We start from the raw sequence: 25,336 nt of genomic DNA, 5'->3' as shown, positions 1-25,336 counted from the left end.
CGCGCAAGTTAGCCGATGCAGCGCAGCACGACCAGCGGCCGCCGCACGCGGATGCCATGGCTCCATCGTCCGGCACGCCGCTTGCAGTGCTTCAGCCACAGGTCCACATGCAGGTCACCGGCTGCACTTCAGGCGCCCGAAGCGGCCCGGTTTCTGAATCAAAATCGTCAATAGGATCAATATGATGCCCATTCATCTTCCGGCAGTTTGTGCTATTGCGAAGCGCGGCGCTAGAATCGCCGAAGGCAGTGGAACAGGCGGGACAACCATGACACAAATGCGCAGGCGCCGACGGTTCCGTCCGTTGGCCATCGGGCTGCTTGGGGCGTTATTGCCTCTGGCCCTCTCTTCCACGGCACAGACGCCTGCGCCCACTGCTAACGCGTTGCAGCCGGCCACCATCGCGCAGTCTCCCACTGCACCGCTCGCGTACCGCGCGTCATTGCCGGCCAGCAGCGTGTTGGCGCCAGCCGCCGGCTTCGACGTGGCGGCGTTCGAATCGATGGCCGACCAGCTGACCTATGGCAACCGCGTGCCCGGCATGGCGATGGCCATCGTGCAGGGCGGCAAGGTGCTCAGCGCGCGCGGCTATGGGGTCACCGACGTCAATCGCCCGCAGCCGGTCGACGCCCACACCGTGTTCCGTCTGGCCTCGCTGTCCAAGGCCTTCGCCGGCACCATGGCCGGCCTGCTGGTCAACGACGGCGTGCTGCGCTGGGACAGCAAGGTGGTCGACTACGTGCCGGGCTTCCAGCTCAGCGATACCGCAGCGACCCGCCACCTCACCGTCGCCGAAGTGCTCAGCCATCGCGTCGGCCTGACCCGCAATGCCTACGACCGCGACATCGAGTCCAACGCCGATTACTACTCGCTCAGTCACAAGCTGGCGGCCGCGCCGCTGCGCTGTGCGCCGGGCGATTGCTATGCCTACCAGAATGTCGCTTTCAGTCTGGTGGGCGATGTGGTGTTTGCCGCCTCCGGCAGCTTCTACGAGCAATCGGTGGAGCGACGCATCTTCAAACCGCTGGGCATGAACGATGCCAGCATGGGCCTGGCCGGTATCCAGGCCAGCCCGCACTGGGCGCGCCCGCATGTGCGCAGCCGCAACGGCTGGGTGTCGCTGACGCCCAAGCCCACCTACTACCGCCTGGCACCGGCCGCCGGCGTCAATGCAAGCGCCAGCGATATGGCGCAGTGGCTGCTTGCGCATACCGGGCACCGCACCGATGTGTTGCCTGCCCCGCTGTTGGCCACCTTGCACGCACCGCTGATCTCCACTCCGGGCGAAATGCGCTCGGGTTGGCGCCACGAGCGCGTGGATGCCGCCAGCTACGCGCTGGGCTGGCGCGTGTTCGACTACGCCGGCCACCAGGTGATCTTCCATGCCGGCGCGGTGCAGGGCTATCGCGGCCTGGTCGCCCTGTTGCCCGAGCGCGACCTCGGCATCGCGATCATGTGGAACGGCGAGAGCGGCCTGCCCTCCGGCATGATGCCGACCATCCTGGACCGCGCGCTCGGGTTGCCGGCCAAGCGCTGGCTGGACATCGATGTGGATGGCGACTTCGGTAGCGAGAACATGCTGGCCGAACGACCCGATCCAGCCGGCAAGGGCGCTTCATCCGGCAAGTCGGTCGCCTCGCCGCGCTGAGCCAGCACGTCGCGGTCTCCAGCGCCTGATGGCGCACGTGCAGACACAGGCGGCTTCGGCCGCCTGTGTCGTTTCTGACCGGTGCACCGCCCGCGTATCGTCGCAGGACGCCCCACGTCGCAGCACAGGACGATGCGAGAGACGCGGTGGAGGAATGGATGGCACCGCCGAGGCATCGCAATTCGTCCACGCGGGGGAGATGGCCTGCGATGCTCGGCCCGGACCGCGCGCCTGCTGGCGAAGCCGCAGGCGTGGGACAGCATATGGACACACTCCAAGCTGGCGCGCCGGCCTGCGCTCGCCGCGTCGCACAGTGCGGCCGTGCAGTCGTGCAGTCGTGCAGCGGCTCGGCTCGGCGGAGTGCGGGCACCACGCCCCCCCATCCGCCCTTCGGGCACCTTCCCCCGCAGGCGGGGGAAGGAAGGCGATACGCTTCGACCTCCGCCGCGCGGTGCGGCCGGTACGCTGGAATGCGGCCAGGGGTACGCTCAGCGAAGGCTGGCTGTGCTGGCAGATCTGGCTGTGCTGGCAGATCTGGCTGTGATGCAGATTGGCTGTGCTGCAGATTGGCTGTGCTGCAGATCTGACTGTGCTGCAGATCTGGCTGTGATGCAGATCTGGCTGTGATGCAGATATGGCGGTGCTGTAACTCCGGCCCTGCTGTAGATCTGACCATGCTGTAGCTCTGACTATGCTGTAGCTTTGGCCATGCTGTAGCTCTCGCAGTGCTGCAACTCGGGCCATGCGGTAGCTCGACGGTACTGTGCTGGGGCCGCGGCGTAGCCCGCGACACGGCAGCCCGCAACTGGCGCTTTGGGCATCCTGCGCGTTGCACAGGGCAGCTGGGGCAGACGTCGCGTTGCCGGTGGATACGGCCGGAGCAGGCATCTAGCGTCGTCCTCTACCCAGCTGCGTCGCAGTGGGGTCGCCTGCCAAAGCTGCAGCCAGCAGCCCCGGTTTGCGTGACGCCGCCACGATCCCTGACCGGCCCACCAGCACCGCTGCGCACGCTGCAATCGACCTGGGGGACACACGATAAAAAAGCTCCCTCCCCGCTGGGCGTCGGGGAGAGAGCTCGATGTTTACGGCGATCGGGTGTTGCAGATCAGATCAGCGGTGCCGGGGTTGCGGGCAGCGCGACCGGAGCGGCCTTCTTCTTGCGAACGGCCGGCTTCTTCTTGGCGACCTTCTTCGCGGCAGGCTTCTTGGCAGCGGACTTCTTGGTAGCCGCCTTCTTGGTTGCCTTCTTCGCTACTGCCTTCTTCGCAGTCTTCTTGACGGCTGCCTTCTTGGTCGCCTTCTTGGCGGTCTTCTTCACTGCCTTCTTGGCGGCAGTCTTCTTGGTTGCCTTCTTCGCAGTCTTCTTCACTGCCTTCTTGGCGGCTGCCTTCTTGGCAGTCTTCTTGACGGCCTTCTTGGCAGCGGTCTTCTTCACTGCCTTCTTGGCGGTTGCCTTCTTCGCGACCTTCTTGGTCGCCTTCTTGGCGGCGGTCTTCTTCACTGCCTTCTTGGCGGTGGGTTTCTTCTTCGCAGCTTTTTTAGTGGCCATGTAATTGGCTCCTCGTCAGTGAACTATGGAGGTGAAACGCCCAGTTGAACCAAACCCCGCGCCGGCATGCCGTCGTCGGGAACCGTCCGCGGGTGATGCGCGACGGGACGGATACAGAAACACCCGCATCGAACGGCGACACGGGTGCGTGATCGGGACGACTGCTGTTTTCTTGGAGGGAAGCGGACCCGACTCCACCATCGATCGTGCTTCGGTGGACGTCTTGGACAAGCTGGTCGGCTTGGTGTCGATTCTGCTCACTCTCTTTCGCAGCAATGTCTGCTGGGCGAAACCTAATCACGCTTTTTTTTACTGTCAACACTCTTTTGCAAATTTTTTTCCGCCGGCCATCGCAATGTTCGGCATCGACGTCGGGCCGGTGCGCCGCACGCGGTATGCGCAGCCTGCCCATGGCGCACAGCCGCGCAACACCGTTTTCGAAAAAGCACTTCTTTTCCGCTGTTTTCTGCAAGCGACGCAAAACCGTGCGGCTGGAGCAGCCACGTTGCCGCGACTGCGCGGCACGCATCACGGCATCGCCCGCCGCCTGTCCGCCAGCTGAAAATTTTTTATCCGCAAGCTCCACTTCCGGCGTCGCACAAGCAGAAATGCGCAAACTTATTGCGTCGTTCGATCCTCGCGCATGCGCTCTTGCGCGGTGGCGATGGCACTGCACGCGAGATGGAAAGCATCGTCGATGCGCGTCGTCGCCGACAAAGTTTTCACCGAGCGCACGCCGGGCCCTCACGACCGACTCACGCCACAGACGTCCAACGCACCGGCAGGGTGCCGCCGCCGTGGAATCCTGTCGACGATGCAGGCAAGCGCGAACCCATCAGCGGCAGCACCGGCCATGACGAGGGCGTCGATCGCAGCGCGCGGGGCCGATTGCCCACTCGATCACGCTCCGGCACGCACATCGCGCGCGCCCTGCCGCCAAAAAAATGGCCGCTCGGAGAGCGGCCATCGGTGTTGCGGCTGGCAAGCTCGAATCAGTGGTCGTCGTCTTCGAGCAATTCGGCGTAGTCGTCCGGCGACAGCAGATCGTTGAGCTGGTCCTTGTCGTCCATCTCGACGACGAAGATCCAGCCGTCGCCGTAGGCGTCTTCGTTGATGGTTTCCGGCTTGTCGCTCAGCGCGCTGTTGACCTCGACCACAGTGCCGCTGACCGGGCTATACACGTCGGAGGCGGCCTTGACCGATTCGACCACCGCCGTGCCGTTGCCGACCTGCACGGTGTCGCCGACGCCCGGCAGTTCGACATAGACCAGGTCGCCCAGCAGGCCCTGCGCGTGGTCGGAGATACCGACGGTCACGCGGCCGTTGCTTTCGACGCGGGCCCACTCGTGGGATTTGAGGAACTTGAGGTCGCCAGGAATCTCGCTCATGGGTGTGCTCCGGGGAAACTTGGGGTTGGGGACAGGTGGCTAGTTTAGACCGCGCGATGAGACAGGTGCACGCGCGCCGGCATGGCTGGGTTGCATGCGATCGCATGACGCCGGCCGACGACGGCCGGCATCGCCGGACTCATTCGCCAAGCACGCCAGGCTGCGCCTGCCCATCGCGCACGAACGGAAACTTCACCGCGCGCAATGGCACCTGGCGGCCGCGAATGTCCACGCGCAGGTCGTCGATGCTGCCGGCAGGCACGCGTGCGAAGGCGATCGCCTTGCCCAGCGTGGGCGAGAAGGTGCCGGACAGGATCTTGCCCTGGCCGGCCGCGGTGAGCACGGTCTGGCCGTGCCGCAGCACGCCCTTCTCGTCCATCACCACGCCGATCATCTGGCGCGGGGCGCCCTGCGCCTTTTGCGATTCGAGCACCTCGCGGCCGATGAAGTCGCGGCCTTCGTCCAGTGCGATGGTCCAGGCCAGCGCGGCCTCATACGGACTGACCGCGTCGTCCATGTCCTGGCCATAAAGATTCATGCCCGCTTCCAGCCGCAGGGTGTCGCGCGCGCCCAGGCCGGCAGGCTTGACGCCCTGCGCGAGCAGCGCATTCCAGAACGCGACCGCCGCCTCCTGCGGGAGCACGATCTCGAAGCCGTCTTCGCCGGTGTAGCCAGTGCGTGCGACGAACAATGCGACGCCGTCGCGCGAGTGCGTCTGCAGCGCGGCAAAACGGCCGAGCTTGCTCGCAGCCGCGGCGTCGGCCGGGTCCAGCAACGCGATGACCTTGGCACGCGCGTTGGGGCCCTGCACCGCGACCATGGCGAAGTCGCCGCGCTCTTGCACTTGCACGTCGAAGCGTGCGGCCTGCGCACCGATCCACTGCAGGTCCTTTTCGCGGGTAGCGGCATTGACCACCAGACGGAAGAAATCCTCGCGCATGAAATAGACGATGAGATCGTCGATCACCCCGCCCTGCGGGTTGAGCATGCAGGTGTACAGCGCCTTGCCGGCGACCTTGAGCTTGTCCACCGAGTTGGCGAGCAGGTAGCGCAGGAACTCGCGCACGCGCGCCCCGTGCAGGTCGACCACGGTCATGTGGCTGACGTCGAACATGCCGGCGTCGCGACGCACCTGATGGTGTTCGTCGATCTGCGAGCCGTAGTGGATCGGCATGTCCCAGCCGCCGAAGTCGACCATCTTGGCGCCGAGCGCACGGTGGGTGTCGTTGAGGATGGTCTTCTGGGTCATGAGCGCCGGTCCGAGGAAAGTCGCCCATTATCGCCGCCCGGCCGCACTTGCGGGGAAGCCGTGCAGACGCACAACCGGACTCCAAGGTGCGTACGCCTGACACTGCGACCCCGCACTGCAACATGCGGTGCAGCACGGGATGCCGGCAGTCCGATCAGCCCGCCGCTTCCACCAGCAAGGTCATGCCATCCACGCCTACGATACGTACGGGTGCGCCGGCGGGCAGCTCCAGGCCGCTGACCACCCGGAACGCATCGTCGACCTCGGCGCGACCGCGGCCATCGTGGATGGGCTGATCGAGCAACACGCGACGGCCGATCAATTGCTCGGCGCGCCGGTTGAGCAAGGGACGGTCGCGTTGCCGCCGCTTGCCGCCAAACCAGCTGCGCTAGACGTGCACCGATACGAAGCTGAGCAGCACGAACGCCGCGATCTGCACCAACAGCGGCATGCCCGGCACTGCCAGCACCAGCACGCACACCGCGGCCGCGGCAATACCCATCCACCACAGGAATGCACCAGGCACCAAGGTCTCGGCGGCGATCAACAGCACCGCCTACACCACCACGTCCCAACGCATGGCTCAGCCTCGCGCGCGCGGGGGCATCGGCGGCACCCGAACGCCGGCGGTATCGGGCGTGGCCAGCGCGTCCTTCGCCAGGTCGGCGATGCCGGCGATCGAGCCGCTGATGCCGCTGGACTCCATCGGCATCAGCAGCAACTTCTGACTGGGCGCAGTGGCCAGCGCCTCGAACGCCTCCACGTCATTTTGCGCAACAAAACGATTGATCGCCTGCACGCTGCCGTTGGCGATCGCATCGGGCACCACCTGGGTGGCGCGGGATTCGGCCTCGGCTAGGCGCTCGCCTGCTTCGGCATCACGGAAGGCGGCTTGCTTGCGGCCTTCGGCTTCTAGCACGGCGGCCTGTTTCTGGCCCTTGGCACGCAGGACCTCCGATTGCCGCGAGCCTTCGGCTTCCAGAATCTGCGCGGGCTTTTCGCGCTCGGCCTTCATCTGCCGCGCCGTCGAATCGATCGGATCGCGCGGCGGCTGGGTGCCGCGGATGTAGATGGTGTGGGTGTAGCGGCCGAAGCGCTCTACCGTCCACTGGAATCCCTGCGGCACCATGGGCACGGTCTTGAACGACACGACGACGCCGGCGACCAGCACGACGATGGCCAGAAACGAAGTTGGAAACCTATGCAGTCCCTTTGCATGACGCGTCGGTCCTGCGCGAGGTAGGCACCCGCCGCATACATCGCACCGGCGGCAACGGCAACGCTGCGCGGCCGGCCACGCCGTTGCGCGCAAGCTTCAGCCGGCCTGCGCGACCGGCGTCTACCCGGCTCAGGCGCTGCGTGGCGCGAACATGATGACCGCCATGCCCAGCAGGCAGCAGCCGGCACCGAGCAGGTCCCAGCGTGTAGGCACGATGCGATCCACCCACCACAACCACAGCAAGGCGCTGGCGATATAGACCCCGCCATAGGCCGCGTAGGTGCGCCCGCTGGCGGTGGGATGCAGGCTCAACAGCCACACGAACAGCGCAAGGCTCAACGCGGTGGGCAGCAGCAACCACACACTGCCGCCCTTGCGCAGCCATAGATAAGGAAGGTAGCAGCCCACCAGCTCGGCCACGGCGGTGGCGACGAACAGCAGCACGGTGCCCAGCGCGGAGTTCATCGGTGTGCCGCAGGGTCGGTATCGGGAATCGCCGCTGCGGCCGCTTCGTCCCGCTTGACCTGTTGCCACAAGGCTTCCTGCGCACTCAACGACAGCGCGTCCAGTGCGCTGCCCTGCGCCTGCGCGCGGGCTTCCATCGCGCGGAAGCGCCGTTCGAATTTCAGATTGGCGTGCCGCAGCGCGGCGCCCACGTCGACCTTGGCATGCCGCGCCAGATTGGCGCAGACGAACAGGACATCGCCGAGTTCGTCTTGCAGGCGCGCCTGATTGTCGGCCACCGGGCCGCGCGCGAATTCCACCCGCAGCTCCTCGATTTCTTCCTGCAGTTTGTCCAGTACCGGCGCCGGGCCCGGCCAGTCGAAGCCGACCCGCGCCGCGCGCGCCTGCAGCTTGGTGGAGCGCTGCCACTCCGGCAGGCCACGGGCGATGCCGGCGAGCGCCGAGTCGTCCTGGTGTCCGGCGGCGCGGCGTTCGTCGCGCTTGATCCGCTCCCAATTGGCGCTGACCGCCTGCGCATCGTCGGCCGCCTGCGCCGCGAACACATGTGGGTGGCGACGCACCAGCTTGTCGCTGAGCGTGGCGACCACATCGGCAAACCCGAACGCGCCCTGCTCGGCCGCCATTTGCGCGTGGAAGACCACCTGCAGCAGCAGGTCGCCCAGCTCGTCGCGCAGCCCCTGCAGGTCGTTGCGATCGATCGCGTCGGCCACTTCGTAGGCCTCTTCGATGGTGTACGGGGCGATGCTGGCGAAGGTCTGCTCAAGATCCCACGGGCATCCATGCTCGCGGTCGCGCAGGCGCGCCATCAGCTGCAGCAGGCCGTGGAGATCGCCGGTGGAGGGAGTCTGGGACATGCTGGATTCCTGAAACGGGATGCAAGGAGAAGGCGCCTTCCGCGATTCACCGGCGCGCCGCGCCGATCGCCGATCGCCGATCGCCGCAACCGATGCCGCGCGGAGAAGCTGCCGAAGTGTAGCGGTCAGCCGATGACGGCCGCGCCCACCGGCCGTTCGCCACACCCACGAGCGACGGTCACGCTTAGGCCAGCCAATCGCGCCATGGCAGATTGGGGTCGCCCAGCGCGATGAAATCGCCGTTGAGCAAGGTCTCGCGACGGTTGTAGCGGAACGGTTTGCCGCTGGCGCCGGCCAGCAGGACGCCGCCGGCGGCGTGCAGCACGCACTGGCCTGCGGCTGTGTCCCACTCGGACGTGGGGCCGAAGCGAGGGTAGACATCCAGATCGCCTTCGGCGATGCGGCAGAACTTCAACGACGAACCCTGCGCCACCACGTCGATCTCGCCCATGCGCTCCAGCGCTGCCGTGGTGCGCGCATCGCGGTGCGAGCGGCTGGCCGCCACCCTTAGCGGCGAAGCGGCCGGCGTGCGCGTCTGCAGCATTTCATCGCGATCGCCATCGCGGCGGTAGGCGTTCTCGCCGCGTGCGGCGTACCACACTCGGCCATCCACCGGCGCCTGCACCACGCCCAGCACCGGCGCGCCCATATGGATGAGCGCGATGTTGACGCTGAACTCGCCATTGCGCTTGACGAATTCGCGGGTGCCATCGAGCGGATCGACCAGCCAGTAACTGGTCCAGTACTGGCGCTGCGTCCATGCCACGTGCGCGGATTCTTCCGACAGCACCGGCACGTCCGGGGTGATCCGGCGCAGCCCTTCGACGATGACGCGGTTGGCGGCCAGATCGGCCTGGGTCAACGGGCTGGCATCGTCCTTGATTTGGACCGCGAAGTCCTGTGCGTACACCTGCATGATGGCGTCGCCGGCTTCGCGGGCGATGGCGATCACGGTTTCGCGCAACTCCATCGGGATGCGGATCATCGGTTGCGCTCCAGCCACTCGCGCGCAATGAACAGTGCCGCCAGCGAGCGGCCTTCGGAAAAATCATCGCGCAGCATCAACTCGTCCAGGCGCGCCAGCGGCCAAGGGATCACTTCCATCTCTTCCGGTTCGTCGCCGGGCAGGCGTTCGGGGTAGAGGTCGCGCGCCAGCACCAGCCACGATTGGTGACTCATATAAGTAGGAGCGAGCGTCATGGCGCGCAGCACCTGCACCTGGCGCGCGCCGTAGCCGGCTTCTTCCTTCAACTCGCGGTCGGCGGCCTGCTCGGGCGTCTCGCCGGCATCGATGCGGCCCTTGACCAGGCCCAGCTCGTAGCGGTGCACGCCGGCGGCGTACTCGCGCACCAGCAGCACGGTCTGTTCGTCCAGCAGCGGCACCACCACCACCGCGCCATGGCCCTGGCTGAGCTGGCGTTCGTAGATGCGGCGCTGGCCGTTGGAAAACTCCAGATCCAGCTGCTGGCGCCGGAACGGCCCGTCGCCCAGATCGGTGGTCTTGTGGATGATCGGCAGACGCGGGCTCATGCGCAGCACGCAGCCGCTGAGCGGGCCGATAGAATAGGCGGATGCATCGACATGTTCATGAGCCCGAAATCCTAGCAGACCCGGCAGCCTCCGCAGCTGCCGATCATTGGCGAGAACGCGATCTCGCGGTGCTGTGGCACCCATGCACGCAGATGCGCGAGCACCCGCACACGCTTCCGCTGGTACCGATCGCCCGCGGCGAGGGCGCCTGGCTGATCGGCCACGATGGTCGCCGTTATCTGGACGCGGTCAGCAGCTGGTGGACCAACCTGTTCGGCCACGCCGAACCGCGTATCGGTGCGGCCATCGCGCAGCAGGCCGGCACGCTGGAGCAGGTCATGCTGGCCGGCTTCACGCATGCGCCGGCAGTGCAGCTGGCCGAGCGCCTGCTGGCGATTGCACCGCGCCAGGCCGGGCGCGCGCCGCTGGCCAAGGTGTTCTATGCCGACAATGGTTCGGCCGGCGTAGAGGTGGCCTTGAAGATGGCCTTCCACTATTTCCACAACCGCGGCGAGCACGGCCGCACGCGTTTCATCGCACTGGAGAACGGTTATCACGGCGAGACCATCGGCGCGCTGTCGGTGGGCGACATTCCCTTGTATCGCCGCGTGTACGCACCGCTGCTGCTGGAATCGCTCTTTGCGCCATCCCCGGATGCCTATCTGGCCGAGCCCGGACAGACTGCGGAGGAGTACGCGCTGCAGGCGGCTGATGCACTGCAGGCCATGTTCGAGCGCTCGCCTGGGCAGATCTGCGCGCTGATCCTGGAGCCGCGCGTGCAGTGCGCCGGCGGCATGCGCATGTATCACCCGGCCTATCTGCGTCGGGCACGCGAACTGTGCGATGCGCATGGCGCGTTCCTGATTGCCGACGAGATCGCCTCCGGCTTCGGCCGCACCGGCACCTTGTTCGCCTGCGAACAGGCCGGGGTGATGCCCGACCTGTTGTGCCTGTCCAAGGGCCTGACCGGCGGCTTCCTGCCATTGGCGGCGGTGCTGGCCACGCAAGCGGTATACGACGCGTTCCTGGATGATTCGCGCGAGCGCGCGTTCCTGCATTCGCATAGCTATACCGGCAATCCACTGGCATGCGCGGCCGCGTTGGCGACCCTGCAGATCTTCGCGGACGACGAGGTGATTGCGCGCAACCAACACACCGCTGCCCACATGGCCACGCTCGCGGCGCAGATCGGCGAACACCCGGCGGTGGCGGACGTGCGTCAGGCCGGCATGATCGTGGCATTCGAGCTGACCCGGGACGGCGACAAGCGTACGCCCTTCCCTGCGGCGGCGCGGGTCGGGTTGAAGGCGTATCGCGCGGCGCTGGACCGTGGCGTGGTGCTGCGGCCGCTGGGCGATGTGCTGTACTGGATGCCGCCGTATTGCGTGGACGAGACGCAACTCGCGTTGCTGGCCGCCACTACCCGCCACGCCATCGAGGAGGCCGTTGCATGCGCCTGACCCGCTCGCATGTGGCACTGCCGCTGCAGTGCGACCAGGACGTCACCCTGCCAGACGAGTCCGCCAATCACCTGCTGCGCGTGCTGCGGCTGCGCGAGGGCGATGCCTGCATTCTATTCAATGGCGACGGCAGCGATTACCACGCCCGCATCAGCGTGGCCGGCAAGCGCGAGGCGCGTGCGCGGGTGGAGCGTGTCGAGCCCCTGCACAACGAATCGCCATTGCGGATCACCCTGCTGCAGGGCATTGCACGCGGCGAGAAGATGGACCTGATCCTGCAGAAGGCCACCGAGTTGGGCGTTGCGGCCATCGTGCCGGTCAATGCCGAGCGCACCGAGGTCAAGCTGGATGCGACACGCCTGGAGAAACGCGTGGCGCACTGGCGCAGCGTGGTGGTGTCCGCATGCGAGCAATCCGGCCGCGCGCGCGTACCCACCGTCGCCGCGCCGCTTGGCTTGCAGGAGGCAGCGCAGGCCAGCGACCTGCAGGCACTGCGGCTGACCCTGGACCCGCAGGGTGAGCATCGCCTGTCCACGCTGAGTGCGGATATGGAACAGGGGCTTATCGTGGCGATCGGGCCGGAGGGCGGCTGGTCGCCGCGCGATCGCGCCATCCTGGCAGACGCCGGCTTCAGCGGCCTGCAATTGGGCCCGCGCATCCTGCGCACCGAAACCGCCGGGCTGGCGGCGATTGCGGCACTGCAATCGCGGTTCGGGGATCTATAAGGCGCTGCCGTGGCGGCATGGGCCGTGGAAGGTGCAGCTACAGCCGGATGGAGCGGCTCCCACAGGCAAGGCAGCCACGACTGCGCGGCCGCCAGGCGGGCGCGGTCGGTACTCGGTGTGGCATGTACCACGCGCACACTTCAGTTCTTCCGCGCCGTCCGCACCCACCTGACGAGCGCTCGCTACATTTTGTTAGCCGCTCTCAGCTGGCGCGCTGCAGAAACCAGTTGGCCGCGCCGATCACGCCGAGCTGGCCATGTTCGACAATGCGCACCGGCACCTGCTCCAGCGCGGGGCGCAGCGTACCCTTGTCGAGCAGGCGGGCGACGAAATCGCTGGCGGCGATGAAGTCGGCGATCTGCGGCAGGAACCCACCGGCCAGATACACGCCGCTACGGATGCCGTACAGCAGCATCATGTCGCCGACCACGCTGCCCATGAAACCGCAGAAGGCCTGCAGCGCATCGCGCGCGAGTACGTCGTTGCCGGACAGTGCGGCGGCGGTGACATCGGCCGGACCGGCATGCACCGCCGGCTCGCCGCGCAGCGTGGCCAGTGCGGTGTAGAGCGTCAATAGACCTGGGCCCGACAGCAGCGTTTCGGTGCCTACGTGGCTGCGCGTGCGGCGCAGTTCCTGCAGCAAGGCCACCTCCAGATCGCTGGCAGCGGCAAGCGCGGCGTGGCCGGCTTCGGTCGGCAGCACGACAGGGTTGGCACCATTGGGGATCCACACCGCCGCACCAAGCCCTGTTCCCGGGCCGAGCACCAGTGCCGGGCCGGGCGCGCCCTGCGCCGGGCCGGAGAGCTGCATGACCTGATTGCCGACCATGGAGTTGGCCGCATAGGCCACCGCTTCGAAATCGTTGACCAGGTGCAGCGCCTGCATACCGAGCTGGCGGCGGATCTGCTCCGGCGCCAATACCCACGGCAGGTTTGCGGTGATCACACTGCCGTCCTCCAGCGCATACCCGGCGCTGGCAATCACGCCGCGGCGCACCGGCGCGCATCCCAACTCGGTAAAGAAGGCGGACATGATCTCGGCCAGGCCCGGGTAATCGGCGCAGCGGTACTTGCGGTAGTCGAGCACCGTGACCGGCGTGCGCGCATCGTTGCTCGGGCACACCAACGCCAGGCGCACATGCGTCCCGCCCACGTCTGCGGCAACGAAGGTGTCGGGGCGCGGAAAGGCCACCGCTTCCATTGGGCTGCTTGCGCTCACGCGTTCTCCTGATAAGTGGCAGCGGGCTGGCGTCGAGTCCCGCTGTCCGACGAACGGCACCGGGTAGACAACGTTGTCAGTAATCGCCGTGTAACGCAACCGTGCCGGCCACAATCGACGCAGTCCCGGCCTACGCCCATCATCCACGAAAAATCCGCACCGATCACAACGATTTCCGCACAAAAATCGGACAAGAGCCGGCTACGCTCCGTGCAGCCATTGAAAGCGCCAATCGCGCCCTCCGGCCAGGTGCATTATCGCGGCCGGACGCACGCGCACTTCGGCGATCACGTCGCAAAAATGCTGCATTGCAGCGCAATCGCAGCCACATCAGAGATCTGTGACGATGTGTTGACAACGCTGTCAGCGCTACGCGAGACTCGATCCAAATCGGAGTTCTGGCAGGAGGGGCCATGGACTGTTCGGTACTGAAGAACGGTTCTTCCCTTCCCTGCTGATTCCAGGTTCGTGGGTCCTGCGTCGTCAGACGCGCGGCCCGCTGATGTCGCGTTCGCTCCACCGCTTCACCATACGGGGGACACCTCCTCTACCACGCGAATCGACACCGCCTGCTGCCATTGCGCGGCACCGAGTGCGACCACCGCGATCGGTCAGGGCGTGTTGTTTTGCCGGCCACGCCGAGCGCGTGACGCCTTTGGAAGGCGGCGCGCTCACAGCACTAACCAACGAGGTTTAGCCATGCACAGCCGCACCACGACGTTAGCACTCTGTATCACCGCCGCTCTGTACTGCTCCGGCTCTGCAATGGCTGCCGGACAAGAACAACAACAAGCGCCTGCCAGCGCATCGGCAACGACCGAACTGGACACCATCACCGTCACCGGCTACCGCGCGTCGCTGGAGAAGAGCCAGGCGGTCAAGCGCTCGGCCAACTCCATCGTCGATGCGATCAGCGCCGAGGACATCGGCAAGTTCCCGGACATCAATGCCGCCGAATCGCTGTCGCATCTGCCGGGCATCAGCGTCGACCGCCAGTTCGGCGAAGGCGAGAAGGTCAGCATCAACGGCACCGACCCGGCGTTGAACCGCGTGCTGCTCAACGGCCAGACCATCGCCTCCGGCGACTGGGGCGGCAACCCGACCGACACCAGCGGCCGCACCTTCAACTACACCCTGCTGTCGCCGGAAATCATCGGCCTGATGGAGGTCTACAAGACCCCCGAGGCGCGCATCGACGAAGGCTCGATCGGCGGCACCGTGATCGTGCACACCCGCAAGCCGCTGGACCTGCCCAAGAACACCATCCGCGGCTCGCTCGGCTACAACTACAACGACCGCTCGGAAGAAGGCAATCCGCGCGGCTCGGCGCTGTGGAGCTGGAAGAACGACGACGAAACCTTCGGCGCGTTGATCTCCGCCACGCACGACAAGCAGGACCTGGCGCGCGCCGGTATCGAATACTTCGGCTACACCACCGGCGCCAACATCCCGCCGACCGCCACCATCACCGGCGACGGCAGCAACGTGGCCACCGCCCGTGTGCCGGCCGGCATCAACAGCGCATTCTTCCAGCAGACCCGCGAACGTAGCGGCGTGCAGGGCGCGTTGCAGTGGAAGCCCAACGAGCAGAACGAGTTCAACCTGACCGGCCTGTACATCAAGGGCAAGTACAACAACTTCAGTCAGTCGCGTTATGTCTGCCCGGCCTGCAACGACGACATGCGCAAGATCACCCAGGCAAACGTGCAGAACGGCATTGTCACCTCGGCCACCGTCAGCGATGGCGCTGCCGGCCAGCCTTACGCGCAGCTGGATGCCAACTACCGCGAGAGCACCGTCACCACCAAGAGCCTGAACCTGCGCCACGACTGGTCGGGCGAGAAGTGGGTGTTCACCACGCAGCTCGGCGACACCAAGGCCACCGGCGGCAAGAACCCCGAATACCTGATGAAGTTCCTGATGCAGGACGGTGGCTACAACTATGCATTCGACGGCCGCAACACCGCCGTCAACTACGACAACGGCAACGCCGCCAATTGGACGCTGCCGGGTTCGCCGGCGGGCCTGCCGGCAGGCTCGCAGGACTCCAGCGCCATGCAGGCCGGCGGCATCTTCTATCAGAAGAGCACCGACGAAGAGAAATACTTCCAGTGGGACGCGGCGCGCGATCTGGCCTGGGGTCCGTTCACCAAGCTGATGTTCGGCTACAAGTACATCAACCACAACAACGGCGTGGAAGCGCGTGGTAACCGCATCAACACCACCGACCCGGTTTCGTTGACGCAGTTCAACCCGGGCACCACGCCGAGCGGCCTGTACGACGGCCTGGGCGCCAGCGGCGACCTGACCACCTGGCCGACCGCCAACCTGGAGGCCGTGCGTCGCTATCTGCTCGCGCAGCCGCAGGGTGCATACCGCACGGATTTCGGCTCTTCGTTCGACGTGAAGGAAATCACCCAGAACGTCTATACGCAGTTGAACTTCGAGTCGGGCCAGTGGCGCGGTAACGTCGGCGTGCGCTTGATCGACACTACCGACAAGTCCGAGTTCTGGCAGAGCCAGGACGGTGGCGCGACCTTCAACCGTGTGGCCGAGACCAACGACTATCGCAAGGCGCTGCCCAGCTTCAATATCGCTTACGACATCACCGACGACGCCGTGCTGCGCTTCTCGGCAGCCAAGGTCATTGCGCGCCCGCGTTACGCCGATCTGGCCGGTTCGTTCACCATCAACAGCGGTAACGGCAACCTGACCGCCAATGGCGGCAACCCGGATCTGAAGCCGTACGAATCCACCAACTACGACGTGGCGGCCGAGTGGTACTTCGCTCCGTCCAGCATGCTGTCGGGCGAAGTGTTCTACCGCGATATCAGTTCGTACATCGTCAACACCACGGTCAGCCAACAGCTCAACCCGGCACCGCCGGCCGTAGCCGGCATCTACCAGGTGACCACGCCGGTGAACGTGTCCGACGCCAAGGTCAAGGGCGTGGCGGTGAACTACCAGCAGTCGCTGGGCCTGGGCTTCGGCGTGCAGGCGAACTACACCTTCGCCGAATCCGACTCCAGCTCCGGCCTGAACCTGCCGTATCTGTCGCGCGACACCTACAACATCATCCCGTACTGGGAACATGGCGACTGGATGGTGCGCGTCAACTACAGCTACCGCTCGAAGTACTTCACCCAGATCGGACGCCTGGCCTCGCAGGACTTCGCCGACAGCTACAAGCAGCTGGACCTGACCGCCTCGTACCAGATCACCGACTACATGGGCATCACCTTCGGCGCGACCAACCTGCTCGATTCGACCTACCGGCTCTTCAGCAACACCCGGGCAGCGCCCACGGCGTTCTACAAGAACGGCCGCGGCTATCAGGCCCAGCTGAACTTCAAGTTCTGACGTAGCACCGGCGCGCCACCGACCCTCCACGGTGGCGCGCTTTTTTTTGAGCTGTGCGTTGCATGCAGCGCACAGCTTGATGTTGTAACAAGGAGTGGTACTGGCCACGCCCCTTCGCCGCTGAGGGGGCATGGCCAGGTCTGCTTTTGCCATCCACGCACGGTTGTAACATCGCCGGCGCGTCTTGCTCAACAGGAGTGCAGTTCCCATGACGACCGATAGCCGCGCAGTTGCGGCTCCATCCCGCCGCCACGCCGGAGCTGCACCCAGGACACGAGCGCTCGCGCTCGGTCTGCTGCTCGCGTTACCGGCCTTCCACGCGAGTGCGGCGCCATCGTCCACTGCGCCGACCGCCACCACGCTCAGCCCTGAGGCCATCGATCAGCAGTGGCTCGATGCCACCGCCGCCTACGCGCCCGAACGCGAGCGCCTGGTGCGCGAAGCCGAGGCCGGCGCACGCAAGGGTCCGTTCCGCCCCGACTGGGCCGCGCTCAAGGCATATCGATCACCGGCGTGGTACGACAACGCCAAGTTCGGCATCTTCATCCATTGGGGCGTGTTCTCGGTGCCGGCGTTCGGCAGCGAGTGGTACTCGCGCAACATGTATCTGCAAGGCTCCAAGGAATTCGCCCACCACGTGGCGACCTACGGCCCGCAGGCGACCAGCGGTTACAAGGATTTGATTCCCAAATTCACCGCACCCAGGTTCGACCCCAAGGGCTGGGCCAGGCTGTTCCGTGAGTCCGGCGCGCGCTACGTGGTGCCGGTGGCCGAACACCACGACGGGTTTGCGCTTTACGACTCCAAGCTGTCGGACTGGACGGCGATGAAGATGGGGCCAAAGCGCGACCTGTTGGGCGAGCTGTCCACCGCCATCCGCGCGCAAGGGCTGCACTTCGGCCTGTCCTCGCACCGCGCCGAACACAACTGGTTTTTCGATGGCGGGCGCAAGTTCGATTCGGACGTCAACGATCCGCGTTATGCGGCGCTGTACGGCCCGGCGCAGGTGCGCCTGCCGGGTAAGGACGATGCCGACGTGGCCAACGACTGGACGCCGGTGTCGCAGGCCTGGCTGGACGACTGGCTGGCACGCACCACCGAGCTGATCGACACCTATCAACCAGACCTGATCTATTTCGATTGGTGGATTGCGCACCCCACCTTCCGGCGCAGCCTGCCGACCATGCTGGCCTATTACTACAACCAGGGCGCGGCGCGTACCGACGCCGACCGCGGGGTGGTGGTGAACTACAAGCTGGGCGCATTCCCGGAAGGCGCCGGCACGCTGGATATCGAGCGCGGCCAGCTCACCGGCATCCACCCCACCCACTGGCAGACCGATACCTCGGTGAGCAATGCATCGTGGGGTTACATCGAAAACGACACCTACAAATCGCCCACCTTCATCATCCACATGCTGGCCGACGTGGTGGCCAAGAACGGTAACCTGATGCTCAACATCGGCCCGCGCGCCGACGGCTCGATCCCCGACACCGAGCGCGGCATCCTGCTGGCGATCGGTCGTTGGCTCAAGACCAACGGCGGCGCGGTCTACGACAGCACGCCGTGGCGCGTGTATGGCGAAGGCCCGACCGAAGTGGTGGGCGGCACCTTCCAGGACGTCAAGACCAAACCGTACACGGCAGAAGATTTCCGCTTCACCACCCGCGACGGCGCGCTGTATGCGATCGAGCTCGGCTGGCCAACCGATGGCGAAGCGGTGATCCGCTCGCTGACACCCGCCGATGGCGTGCGCGGCGTGACCTTGCTGGCCAACGGCAAGAAGATTCCGTTCGAACAACGCGCCGACGGCCTGCATCTGCGCCTTCCGCTAAAGCCGGTCGGCGAGAGTGCGTATGTGTTCCGTATCGACCTTTCTTCCCCCACTCCCTGACGGATGTTGTCTTTCATGAGCAAGCGATTGAGCTGGATAGTACTTGCGCTGGCACTGACCTGCGCCCCGGCCCTGGCCAAGAACCCCACGGCGTTGTTCTACCTGATGAACACGCAGAAATCGACCAACTCGTTCATTGCCAACGTCGACAAGATCGATGTGGTGGTGCCTACCTGGTACGGCGTGGACCAGAACGGCCTGGTCAACGGCACCCCCAACATGTACCTGTACGACATCGCCAAGCAGAAGAAGCTGCGGGTGATGCCGATCCTGTCGATGACTACCGGACGCGACGGCTTCCACAAGCTGATGCACGATGAAGCGGCCAAGAAGCGCATGATCGAATCGCTGCTGATCCACGGCAAGCAGCACAAGTACTACGGCTTCCAGTTCGATTTCGAGAATATCGCCTGGACCGATCGCGACGCTTACACCCTGATGGTGAAACAGACCGCCGATGCGCTGCACAAGGCCGGCTTCAAGATGTCGGTGGCGGTGGTGCCCAACGCACCGGGCCATGCCGAAGGCGGCCAGTTCTCCAAGTGGATGTGGGAATACTGGCGCGGCGCTTACGACCTGAAGGCGCTGGGCCAGGCCGCGGATCTGATCAGCCTGATGACCTACGATCAGCATACCCGCTGGACCACGCCGGGCCCGGTCGATGGCATGGTGTGGATGAAGAAGCACCTGGATTACGCCATCACCCAGGTGCCGAAGGAGAAGCTCTCGCTGGGCATCGCCACCTATGGCTATCGCTGGTACACCGGCAACCCGGTCAAGGAAGACGGCACCGAGGCGTCGAATATTTCCGCGACGTATATCGATGCCGACGAGTCCTTCCCGCTGGCGATCGAACAGAACGCCACCGTGCAATGGGATCCGGTCGAGCAGGAGTCGTGGTTCTACTTCTATCGCGACGATATGCGCGAGTGGGTGTTCCGCCCCGACGCGCGCAGCTTCAAGGCACGCTACGACATGGCCAAGCAGTACGGCCTGGAAGGCTTCAGCTGCTGGGTGCTGGGTGCGGAAGACCCGAAGGTGTGGGACGAATTGCCGGTCGCGCAGCGCTGACCCACACACCCGACTGGCGCAGCGCGCTGAAGCGTGCGCCAGTCCCTGCGTAAAGCATGGAGGCTTTGTTACTGTGCGTTGCGCGATGCATGAGCAGATCGCCATGTGCACCGATGCGGCGGGGATGCGGCATGCGCTCGAAATCATCGCTCGCCACTCGTACACTGCAACGGGGCTGCAGCCAGTGTCGCCACATGTGTGAGTCGCAGCATCGCAGCGGCCGGGCACAGCTGCTTGCGGCACTGCACGATGCCGCTGCCCTACTCCGCTGCGTCGATGCCCTGTCGCAGCGACCCGCTCTCCGTCATATCGGGATGTGATTGCATGATGGTCAACACCAGCCGGGCTCCACACACGCCATTGTCGAGAGTGCTGCGGCTGGATGCATCGTCATCGGGTACGCCCCTATCGAGCACGTCTGCATCGTGCACGCGACCAGTGCGCATGCCGTCATTGGGCAGGCTGTCGTTGAGCAGGCTGCCGTCGCGTTTGCTTGCATTGTCGCTGGCCGCGCTGATGCTGGCCGGCTGCGGTAGGCGCGAAGCCGGCACCGCACCGGCGGTGGCAGATGCGGGGGCGACCGCGTCCGCGCCCTCATCCAGTGCACCGTTACCCCTGATTCCCGCACCGGTCGAGGCGAAGCCTGCGGCCGGTCGTTTCACCATCGATGCCGGCACGGTGATTTCGATCGAAGGCGGCGATGCCGACGCACGGAGCAGTGCCGAATACCTGGCACAGCTGCTCAAGCGCACCCGCGGGCTGACGCTGGAAGTGCGCACCGAGGCAACCGCGTCGCCGGCCAGCATCCGCCTGCAGCGCAACGCGCAGGCACCGGTGGCGCAGAAGGAAGGCTACAGCCTGGACGTGACCGCCAAGGGCATCCGCATCGCCGCACGCGATGGCGCCGGGCTGTTGTATGGCGCCATCAGCGCCTGGCAGTTGATGACAGCGGACGCGCACAAGGGCGCGGTGACGGTGCAAGGGACCAGCATCCGCGACTGGCCACGCTTCGGCTGGCGCGGCCAGCACCTGGACGTGGCCCGCCACTTCCACGATGTGGACACGGTCAAGCATGTGCTGGACGCAATGGCCGTGCACAAGCTCAACGTGCTGCACTGGCATCTCACCGACGACCAGGGCTGGCGCATCGAGATCAAGCGCTACCCGAAACTCACCGAGGTCGGTGCCTGGCGCACGCCGCCGGGCGCAGGCCGGCATGGCACGCCGGAACGCTACGGCGGTTTCTATACCCAGGAGCAGATCAGCGAGATCGTCGCCTACGCCGCGCGCCTGCACATCACCGTGCTGCCCGAGCTGGACATGCCCGGCCACGCGCAGGCGGCCGTTGCCGCGTATCCGGAAGAGGTGGGCGTGCCCGGTGTGCGCACGCAGGTGGGCGTGAACTGGGGAGTCAACCCGTATCTGTTCAATACCAGCGAGCGCAGTCTGAGTTTCATCACCCAGGTGCTGGACGAAGTGCTGACCTTGTTCCCGTCGACCTACATCCATATCGGTGGCGACGAGGCGGTCAAGGATCAGTGGGAAGCCTCGCCGGCGGTGCGCGCGCAGATGCGCAGGCTGGGGATCAAGGACGCGCATGCGATGCAGGGCTGGTTCAACGAACAGCTGGCGGCCTATCTCACCAAGCACGGCCGGCGCATGATCGGCTGGGATGAGATTCTGGAAGGCGGCGTGCCGCCCAGTGCGTCGGTGATGTCGTGGCGTGGTGTCGAAGGTGCAGTGACTGCAGCAAAGCAAGGCCACGATGTGGTGCTGGCGCCGGGCGACTGGCTGTATCTGGACAACCTGCAGACCACCCGTAACGACGAGCCCAACGGCCGCCTGACGGTGTTGCCGCTGTCCAAGGTCTACGCGTTCGACCCGGTACCGGCAGAGCTCAGCGCTGATCAGGCCAGGCACGTGCTGGGCGCACAAGGCGCATTGTGGGCCGAATACATTCCTTCGCGCTGGCATGTGGATCACGCGCTGTTTCCGCGTCTGTCGGCGGTGGCGGAAGTGACCTGGTCGCCGCCGGCGGCGCGCAACTGGGACAGCTTTCTGGCGCGTCTTCCGGCACAGCTGCAGCGCTACCAGGCGCTGGGCATCGACTACAGCGATGGCGCCTTTGCCGCCGAGATCGCCCTGGAAAACGGCCCCAACCCGGTGCTTGCCGGCAGTCCGGCCAAGGTGGCGCTGAGCACGCAGACCGGCGCGGGCGCACTGCACTACACCATCGACGGCAGCGACCCCACGCCGGCATCGCCGCGCTATGAGGCGCCGTTTACGATCACCCTGCCGATCACGGTCAAGGCCACGGCATTCACCGCCGACGGCAGGCCGTTGGCCGCCACGCGCAGCCGCAGCTTCGACCGCGCCTCGCTGTTGCGCGTAGACACGCAAGGCCTGCGCCATTGCGTGGAGACCGGCGCGCTCGGCCTGCGCCTGCCGCTGCTGCCGGAGATGACCGGCGCCGACACGCCGGTCTACAACGTCGATCTGTTCCATGCCTGCCGGCTGTATCCGCAGGCACGCCTGGATGGCGTTGGTGCGATCCGCATCGAGGCCGCCCGCCTGCCCAACAACTTCGGCCTGGCGCACGAACAATCCAAGGTGGTGCAGTACCCGGCAAGAACCCGCGGTGGCGAGCTGGAAGTGCGCCAGGGCTGCGAGGGCGAGCTGCTCGCCAGCGTGCAATTGCCCCGTAGCGACGCCCTGGGCGAACAATTCACCCTGGAAACCCCATTGCCCGCACGCACCGGCATCCATGATCTGTGCCTGCGCTTCACCGCACCGATCCGCGGCCCGCTGTATGCCATCGGCGCCGTGCAACTGATCGAAACCACCGCGCAGGCGCCCCCCGCCGCCACGCGTTGACCCATCCAAGGAGATCGACCCATGCCCCTGTCGCACCGCACTACTCCCGCACTGTCCCTGCTCACACCCGCACGTCTCGGGCTTGCCCTCACCTTTGCACTTTCGCAGGCCTGGGCCGCACCGCCGACGGCAGTGAATCTGGACAGCGGCTGGCAGGTGCGCCTGGTGCCGGGGCAACCGCAGGCCAAGACCTATCCCAAGGCCGCCAGCTGGATGCCGGCGCAGGTACCGGGCGTGGTGCAGACCGACCTGATCGCCGCCAAGGTGGTGCCCGACCCGTTCCTGCGCGACAACGAAGGCAAGATCCAGTGGGCCGGCCTGAGCGACTGGCAGTACCAGACCCGCTTCAACGTGGATGCGGCCACGCTCAAGCGCGAGCACGTGGAGCTGGTGTTCGACGGCCTGGACACGCTGGCCGAGGTCACCCTCAACGGAAAGAAGCTGCTCAGTGCCGACAACATGTTCCGGCAGTGGCGGGTGGACGCCAAGCCGCTGCTCAAGCGCGGCGACAACGTGCTGGAAATCAAGTTCTTCTCGCCGATCAAGAAGATCCAGCCGTGGCTGGCCAAGCAGCCGTATGCGCTGCCGGGCGCCTACGATTCGGCGTTCGGCGACGAGCCCGATGGCCGCCACAGCTCCACCTATGTGCGTAAGGCGCCGTATAGCTACGGCTGGGACTGGGGCCCGCGCATGGTCAACGCCGGCATCTGGAAGGATGTACGCATGGAAGCCTGGGACGCGCTGCGCGTGGACGGCTTGCATATCGCCCAGCAACGCGTCGACGCCGGCAGCGCGCAATTGCAGGCGCAGCTGGAACTGCAGGCCGGCCGCGGCGGGCCGGTGCAGGTGACGCTGGAGGTGCTGGGCCCGGACGGGCAGAAGGTGGGCCAGTTCACCCAGGACGCGGTGGTCGACCCGGGCCAGAACCGCATCGATCTGCCGGTACGCATCGCCAATCCCAAGCGCTGGTTTCCGGCCGGCTATGGTGCGCAGGATCGCTACACCTTCGTGGCCAGCGTGCGCGACGCCGATGGCGACAGCCAGCAGATCAAGCGCGTCACCGGCCTGCGTTCGGTGGAGCTGCGCCGCGAAAAAGACAAGTGGGGCAAGAGCATGGAGATCGTGATCAACGGTATCCCGATCTTCGCCAAGGGCGCCAATCTGATCCCGCTGGATGCCTTCCCCTCGCGCGTCACCGCCGAGCGCATGCGCAGCACCTTGCAGGACGCGCGCGATGCCAACATGAACATGCTGCGCATGTGGGGCGGCGGGCATTACCAGGACGACCACTTCTACGAGGTGGCCGACGAACTGGGCATCATGATCTGGCAGGACTTCATGTTCGGTGGTGCGGTGCCGCCGTATGACGTGGAATTCCGCGAGAACACCCGGCAGGAAGCGATCGAACAGGTCAAGCGTCTGCGCGACCATCCCAGCATCGTGTTGTGGTGCGGAAACAACGAAGTACAGACCGGCTGGGAAAACTGGGGCGACCGGGTCAAGTTCAAGCAGTCGGTGGACCCGGAGGAACGCAGCCGCATCGAGCGCGGCATGACCACCTTGTTCGGCACCGTGTTCCGCGAAGTGGTGACCACCTACGACAGCGACGTGCCGTACTGGGCCACCTCGCCGGGCACCAATTTCGATGGCGCCGCCGACCAGGCCAACGACGGCGACATGCACTACTGGAAGGTGTGGGGCGGCCCGGCCCTGCCGGTGACCGAATACCTCAACGTCACCCCGCGCTTCATGTCCGAATACGGCCTGCAGTCGTTCCCGGACATGCGCACCGTGCGTGTGTTCGCCGATGCGACCGACATGGACCCGGAATCGCCGGTGATGCGCGCGCACCAGAAGTTCGACAAGGGCAACGGCAACAAGCGGCTGATGCTGTACATCCGCCGCGAATTCGGCGAGCCCAAGGATTTCGAAAGCTTCGTCTACCTGAGCCAGCTCATGCAGGCCGAAGGCATCAACCTGGCCGCCTCGCACCTGCGCGCCTCGCGTCCGCAGTCGATGGGCTCGCTGTACTGGCAGCTCAACGATGTATGGCCGGGCGCATCGTGGTCCAGCGTGGATTACTACGGCCGCTGGAAGGCGCTGCACTATCACGCGCGCCGCTTCTATGCGCCGGAGCTGATCGCCGCGCTGCGCAACGACAAGGGCCAGACCGAGGTCTCGCTGGTCTCCGATCGCACCACCGCGTTGAATGCACGCTGGCGCATGCGGGTGATGGGCATGGACGGCAAGGTGCTGAGCAAGCGCGAGCAGAAGGCCATGGTCAAGCCGCTGAGCAGCCTGCAGGTAGGCGACTTCAGCGATGCGCAGTTGCTGGGCAAGGCCGACCCCAAGCGCAGCTATGCGGTGTTCGAGTTGCTGGAGGACGACACGGTGCTCTCGCGCGGAGTGGTGTTCTTCGCACCGGCCAAGCAGCTGGCCTTGCCCACGGCCAAGATCGACACCCAGTGGCGCGCCGATGGCGATGGCTATGCGCTGACCCTGACCAGCAACACGCTGGCGCGCGAGGTGTGGCTGTCGTTCGGCGAGCTGGAGGTGAAGGTGGCCGATAACGCCTTCGACCTGCTGCCGGGCGAGCCGCTGACGCTGCACGTGTCCAGCAAGCTGCCGATGGCGCAGGTGCAGGCAGCGCTGCAGGTGCGCGACCTGGCCTCGACGCTGGCAGGCGCTCCGCCGGAGCCGCCGGAGGCAGCGGCAGCGAAATGAAGCACGAAGCGGCCCTCATCCGCCCTGCGGGCACCTTCTCCCGCAAAGCGGGAGAAGGAACTGATGTCCTGCGATGCATGCCTTGATTCGCCCTGCGGGCACCTTCT

17 protein-coding genes, 1 other RNA gene and 2 pseudogenes are annotated in these 25,336 nt (G+C 65.8%); 10 read left to right on the top strand and 10 right to left on the bottom strand.

Features of this window, described 5'->3' with window-relative positions; genetic code table 11:
• Positions 1–268: 268 nt before the first annotated feature.
• Positions 269–1,648: a serine hydrolase domain-containing protein gene (locus ACCQ05_RS06395; RefSeq protein WP_506191543.1), complete on the top strand. Its 1,380-nt coding sequence runs from the start codon at positions 269–271 to the stop codon at positions 1,646–1,648.
• A 1,105-nt stretch (positions 1,649–2,753) separates the two neighbouring features.
• On the opposite strand, the gene ACCQ05_RS06390 is transcribed toward ACCQ05_RS06395, so the two are convergent.
• A complete protein-coding gene (locus ACCQ05_RS06390) occupies positions 2,754–3,197 on the bottom strand; it encodes a hypothetical protein (protein ID WP_372393273.1) in 444 nt (147 codons plus the stop codon).
• 223 nt (positions 3,198–3,420) lie between these two features.
• Between ACCQ05_RS06390 and ACCQ05_RS06385 the strand changes: the two genes are divergently transcribed.
• The gene (locus tag ACCQ05_RS06385) at positions 3,421–3,759 is read left to right on the top strand and encodes a hypothetical protein (RefSeq protein WP_372393272.1); all 339 of its coding nucleotides are present in this window, start codon (positions 3,421–3,423) and stop codon (positions 3,757–3,759) included.
• Positions 3,760–4,189: 430 nt separating this feature from the next.
• On the opposite strand, the gene gcvH is transcribed toward ACCQ05_RS06385, so the two are convergent.
• The 8 genes and pseudogenes from gcvH to nudE form a co-directional block, all read right to left on the bottom strand.
• Positions 4,190–4,585, bottom strand: a complete 396-nt coding sequence (gcvH, locus tag ACCQ05_RS06380) for a glycine cleavage system protein GcvH (RefSeq protein WP_372393271.1) — start codon at positions 4,583–4,585, stop codon at positions 4,190–4,192.
• 139 nt (positions 4,586–4,724) lie between these two features.
• Positions 4,725–5,834, bottom strand: a complete 1,110-nt coding sequence (gene gcvT, locus ACCQ05_RS06375; protein WP_372393270.1) for a glycine cleavage system aminomethyltransferase GcvT — start codon at positions 5,832–5,834, stop codon at positions 4,725–4,727.
• Between the two features lie 154 nt (positions 5,835–5,988).
• Positions 5,989–6,387, bottom strand: a pseudogene (locus ACCQ05_RS06370) (NfeD family protein).
• Between the two features lie 30 nt (positions 6,388–6,417).
• A complete protein-coding gene (locus tag ACCQ05_RS06365) occupies positions 6,418–7,041 on the bottom strand; it encodes an SPFH domain-containing protein (RefSeq protein ID WP_372393963.1) in 624 nt (207 codons plus the stop codon).
• Between the two features lie 141 nt (positions 7,042–7,182).
• The gene (locus tag ACCQ05_RS06360; protein ID WP_372393269.1) at positions 7,183–7,518 is read right to left on the bottom strand and encodes a YnfA family protein; all 336 of its coding nucleotides are present in this window, start codon (positions 7,516–7,518) and stop codon (positions 7,183–7,185) included.
• Positions 7,519–7,526: 8 nt separating this feature from the next.
• A pseudogene (mazG, locus tag ACCQ05_RS06355) lies at positions 7,527–8,372 on the bottom strand (nucleoside triphosphate pyrophosphohydrolase); the annotation flags it as partial.
• A 184-nt stretch (positions 8,373–8,556) separates the two neighbouring features.
• The gene (cysQ, locus tag ACCQ05_RS06350; protein WP_372393268.1) at positions 8,557–9,357 is read right to left on the bottom strand and encodes a 3'(2'),5'-bisphosphate nucleotidase CysQ; all 801 of its coding nucleotides are present in this window, start codon (positions 9,355–9,357) and stop codon (positions 8,557–8,559) included.
• On the bottom strand, positions 9,354–9,902 hold the full coding sequence (gene nudE / locus ACCQ05_RS06345; protein ID WP_167394413.1) for an ADP compounds hydrolase NudE: 549 nt from the start codon (positions 9,900–9,902) through the stop codon (positions 9,354–9,356). Before nudE ends, cysQ begins: the two co-directional genes overlap by 4 nt.
• Positions 9,903–9,943: 41 nt before the next feature.
• On the opposite strand from nudE, the gene bioA reads away from it, so the two are divergent.
• The 3 genes from bioA to ACCQ05_RS06330 all read left to right on the top strand — a co-directional run bounded on the left by bioA (position 9,944) and on the right by ACCQ05_RS06330 (position 12,285).
• Entirely contained in the window at positions 9,944–11,362 is a 1,419-nt protein-coding gene (gene bioA, locus ACCQ05_RS06340; protein ID WP_372393267.1) for an adenosylmethionine--8-amino-7-oxononanoate transaminase, read from the top strand.
• On the top strand, positions 11,353–12,087 hold the full coding sequence (locus ACCQ05_RS06335) for a 16S rRNA (uracil(1498)-N(3))-methyltransferase (RefSeq protein ID WP_372393266.1): 735 nt from the start codon (positions 11,353–11,355) through the stop codon (positions 12,085–12,087). The genes bioA and ACCQ05_RS06335 overlap by 10 nt, the downstream gene beginning before the upstream one ends.
• Before the next feature lie 122 nt (positions 12,088–12,209).
• Positions 12,210–12,285: non-coding RNA, sX9 sRNA (locus ACCQ05_RS06330), on the top strand.
• Between the two features lie 4 nt (positions 12,286–12,289).
• On the opposite strand, the gene ACCQ05_RS06325 is transcribed toward ACCQ05_RS06330, so the two are convergent.
• A complete protein-coding gene (locus ACCQ05_RS06325) occupies positions 12,290–13,288 on the bottom strand; it encodes a glucokinase family protein (protein WP_372393961.1) in 999 nt (332 codons plus the stop codon).
• Positions 13,289–14,005: 717 nt separating this feature from the next.
• Between ACCQ05_RS06325 and ACCQ05_RS06320 the strand changes: the two genes are divergently transcribed.
• The 5 genes from ACCQ05_RS06320 (at position 14,006) to ACCQ05_RS06300 (ending at position 25,229) form a co-directional block, all read left to right on the top strand.
• Positions 14,006–16,666 carry a TonB-dependent receptor gene (locus ACCQ05_RS06320; protein ID WP_372393265.1) on the top strand — a complete coding sequence of 887 codons (2,661 nt, stop codon included), beginning with the start codon at positions 14,006–14,008 and terminating at the stop codon, positions 16,664–16,666.
• A 208-nt stretch (positions 16,667–16,874) separates the two neighbouring features.
• Positions 16,875–18,560 (top strand): alpha-L-fucosidase, encoded by a 1,686-nt coding sequence (locus tag ACCQ05_RS06315; RefSeq protein ID WP_372393264.1) that lies wholly within the window; start codon positions 16,875–16,877, stop codon positions 18,558–18,560.
• A 3-nt stretch (positions 18,561–18,563) separates the two neighbouring features.
• The gene (locus ACCQ05_RS06310) at positions 18,564–19,631 is read left to right on the top strand and encodes a glycosyl hydrolase family 18 protein (protein ID WP_167394412.1); all 1,068 of its coding nucleotides are present in this window, start codon (positions 18,564–18,566) and stop codon (positions 19,629–19,631) included.
• A gap of 444 nt (positions 19,632–20,075) precedes the next feature.
• On the top strand, positions 20,076–22,505 hold the full coding sequence (locus ACCQ05_RS06305; RefSeq protein WP_372393263.1) for a family 20 glycosylhydrolase: 2,430 nt from the start codon (positions 20,076–20,078) through the stop codon (positions 22,503–22,505).
• 21 nt (positions 22,506–22,526) lie between these two features.
• Positions 22,527–25,229, top strand: coding sequence for a beta-mannosidase (locus tag ACCQ05_RS06300; RefSeq protein WP_372393262.1), 2,703 nt, complete (start codon positions 22,527–22,529; stop codon positions 25,227–25,229).
• Positions 25,230–25,336 lie beyond the last annotated feature (107 nt).

The organism is Xanthomonas sp. NCPPB 3582, from assembly GCF_041475735.2.
Taxonomy (GTDB): domain Bacteria; phylum Pseudomonadota; class Gammaproteobacteria; order Xanthomonadales; family Xanthomonadaceae; genus Xanthomonas; species Xanthomonas codiaei.
Note: the sequence above shows the minus strand (reverse complement) of the source record. Positions and strands in the feature narration are given on the sequence as shown.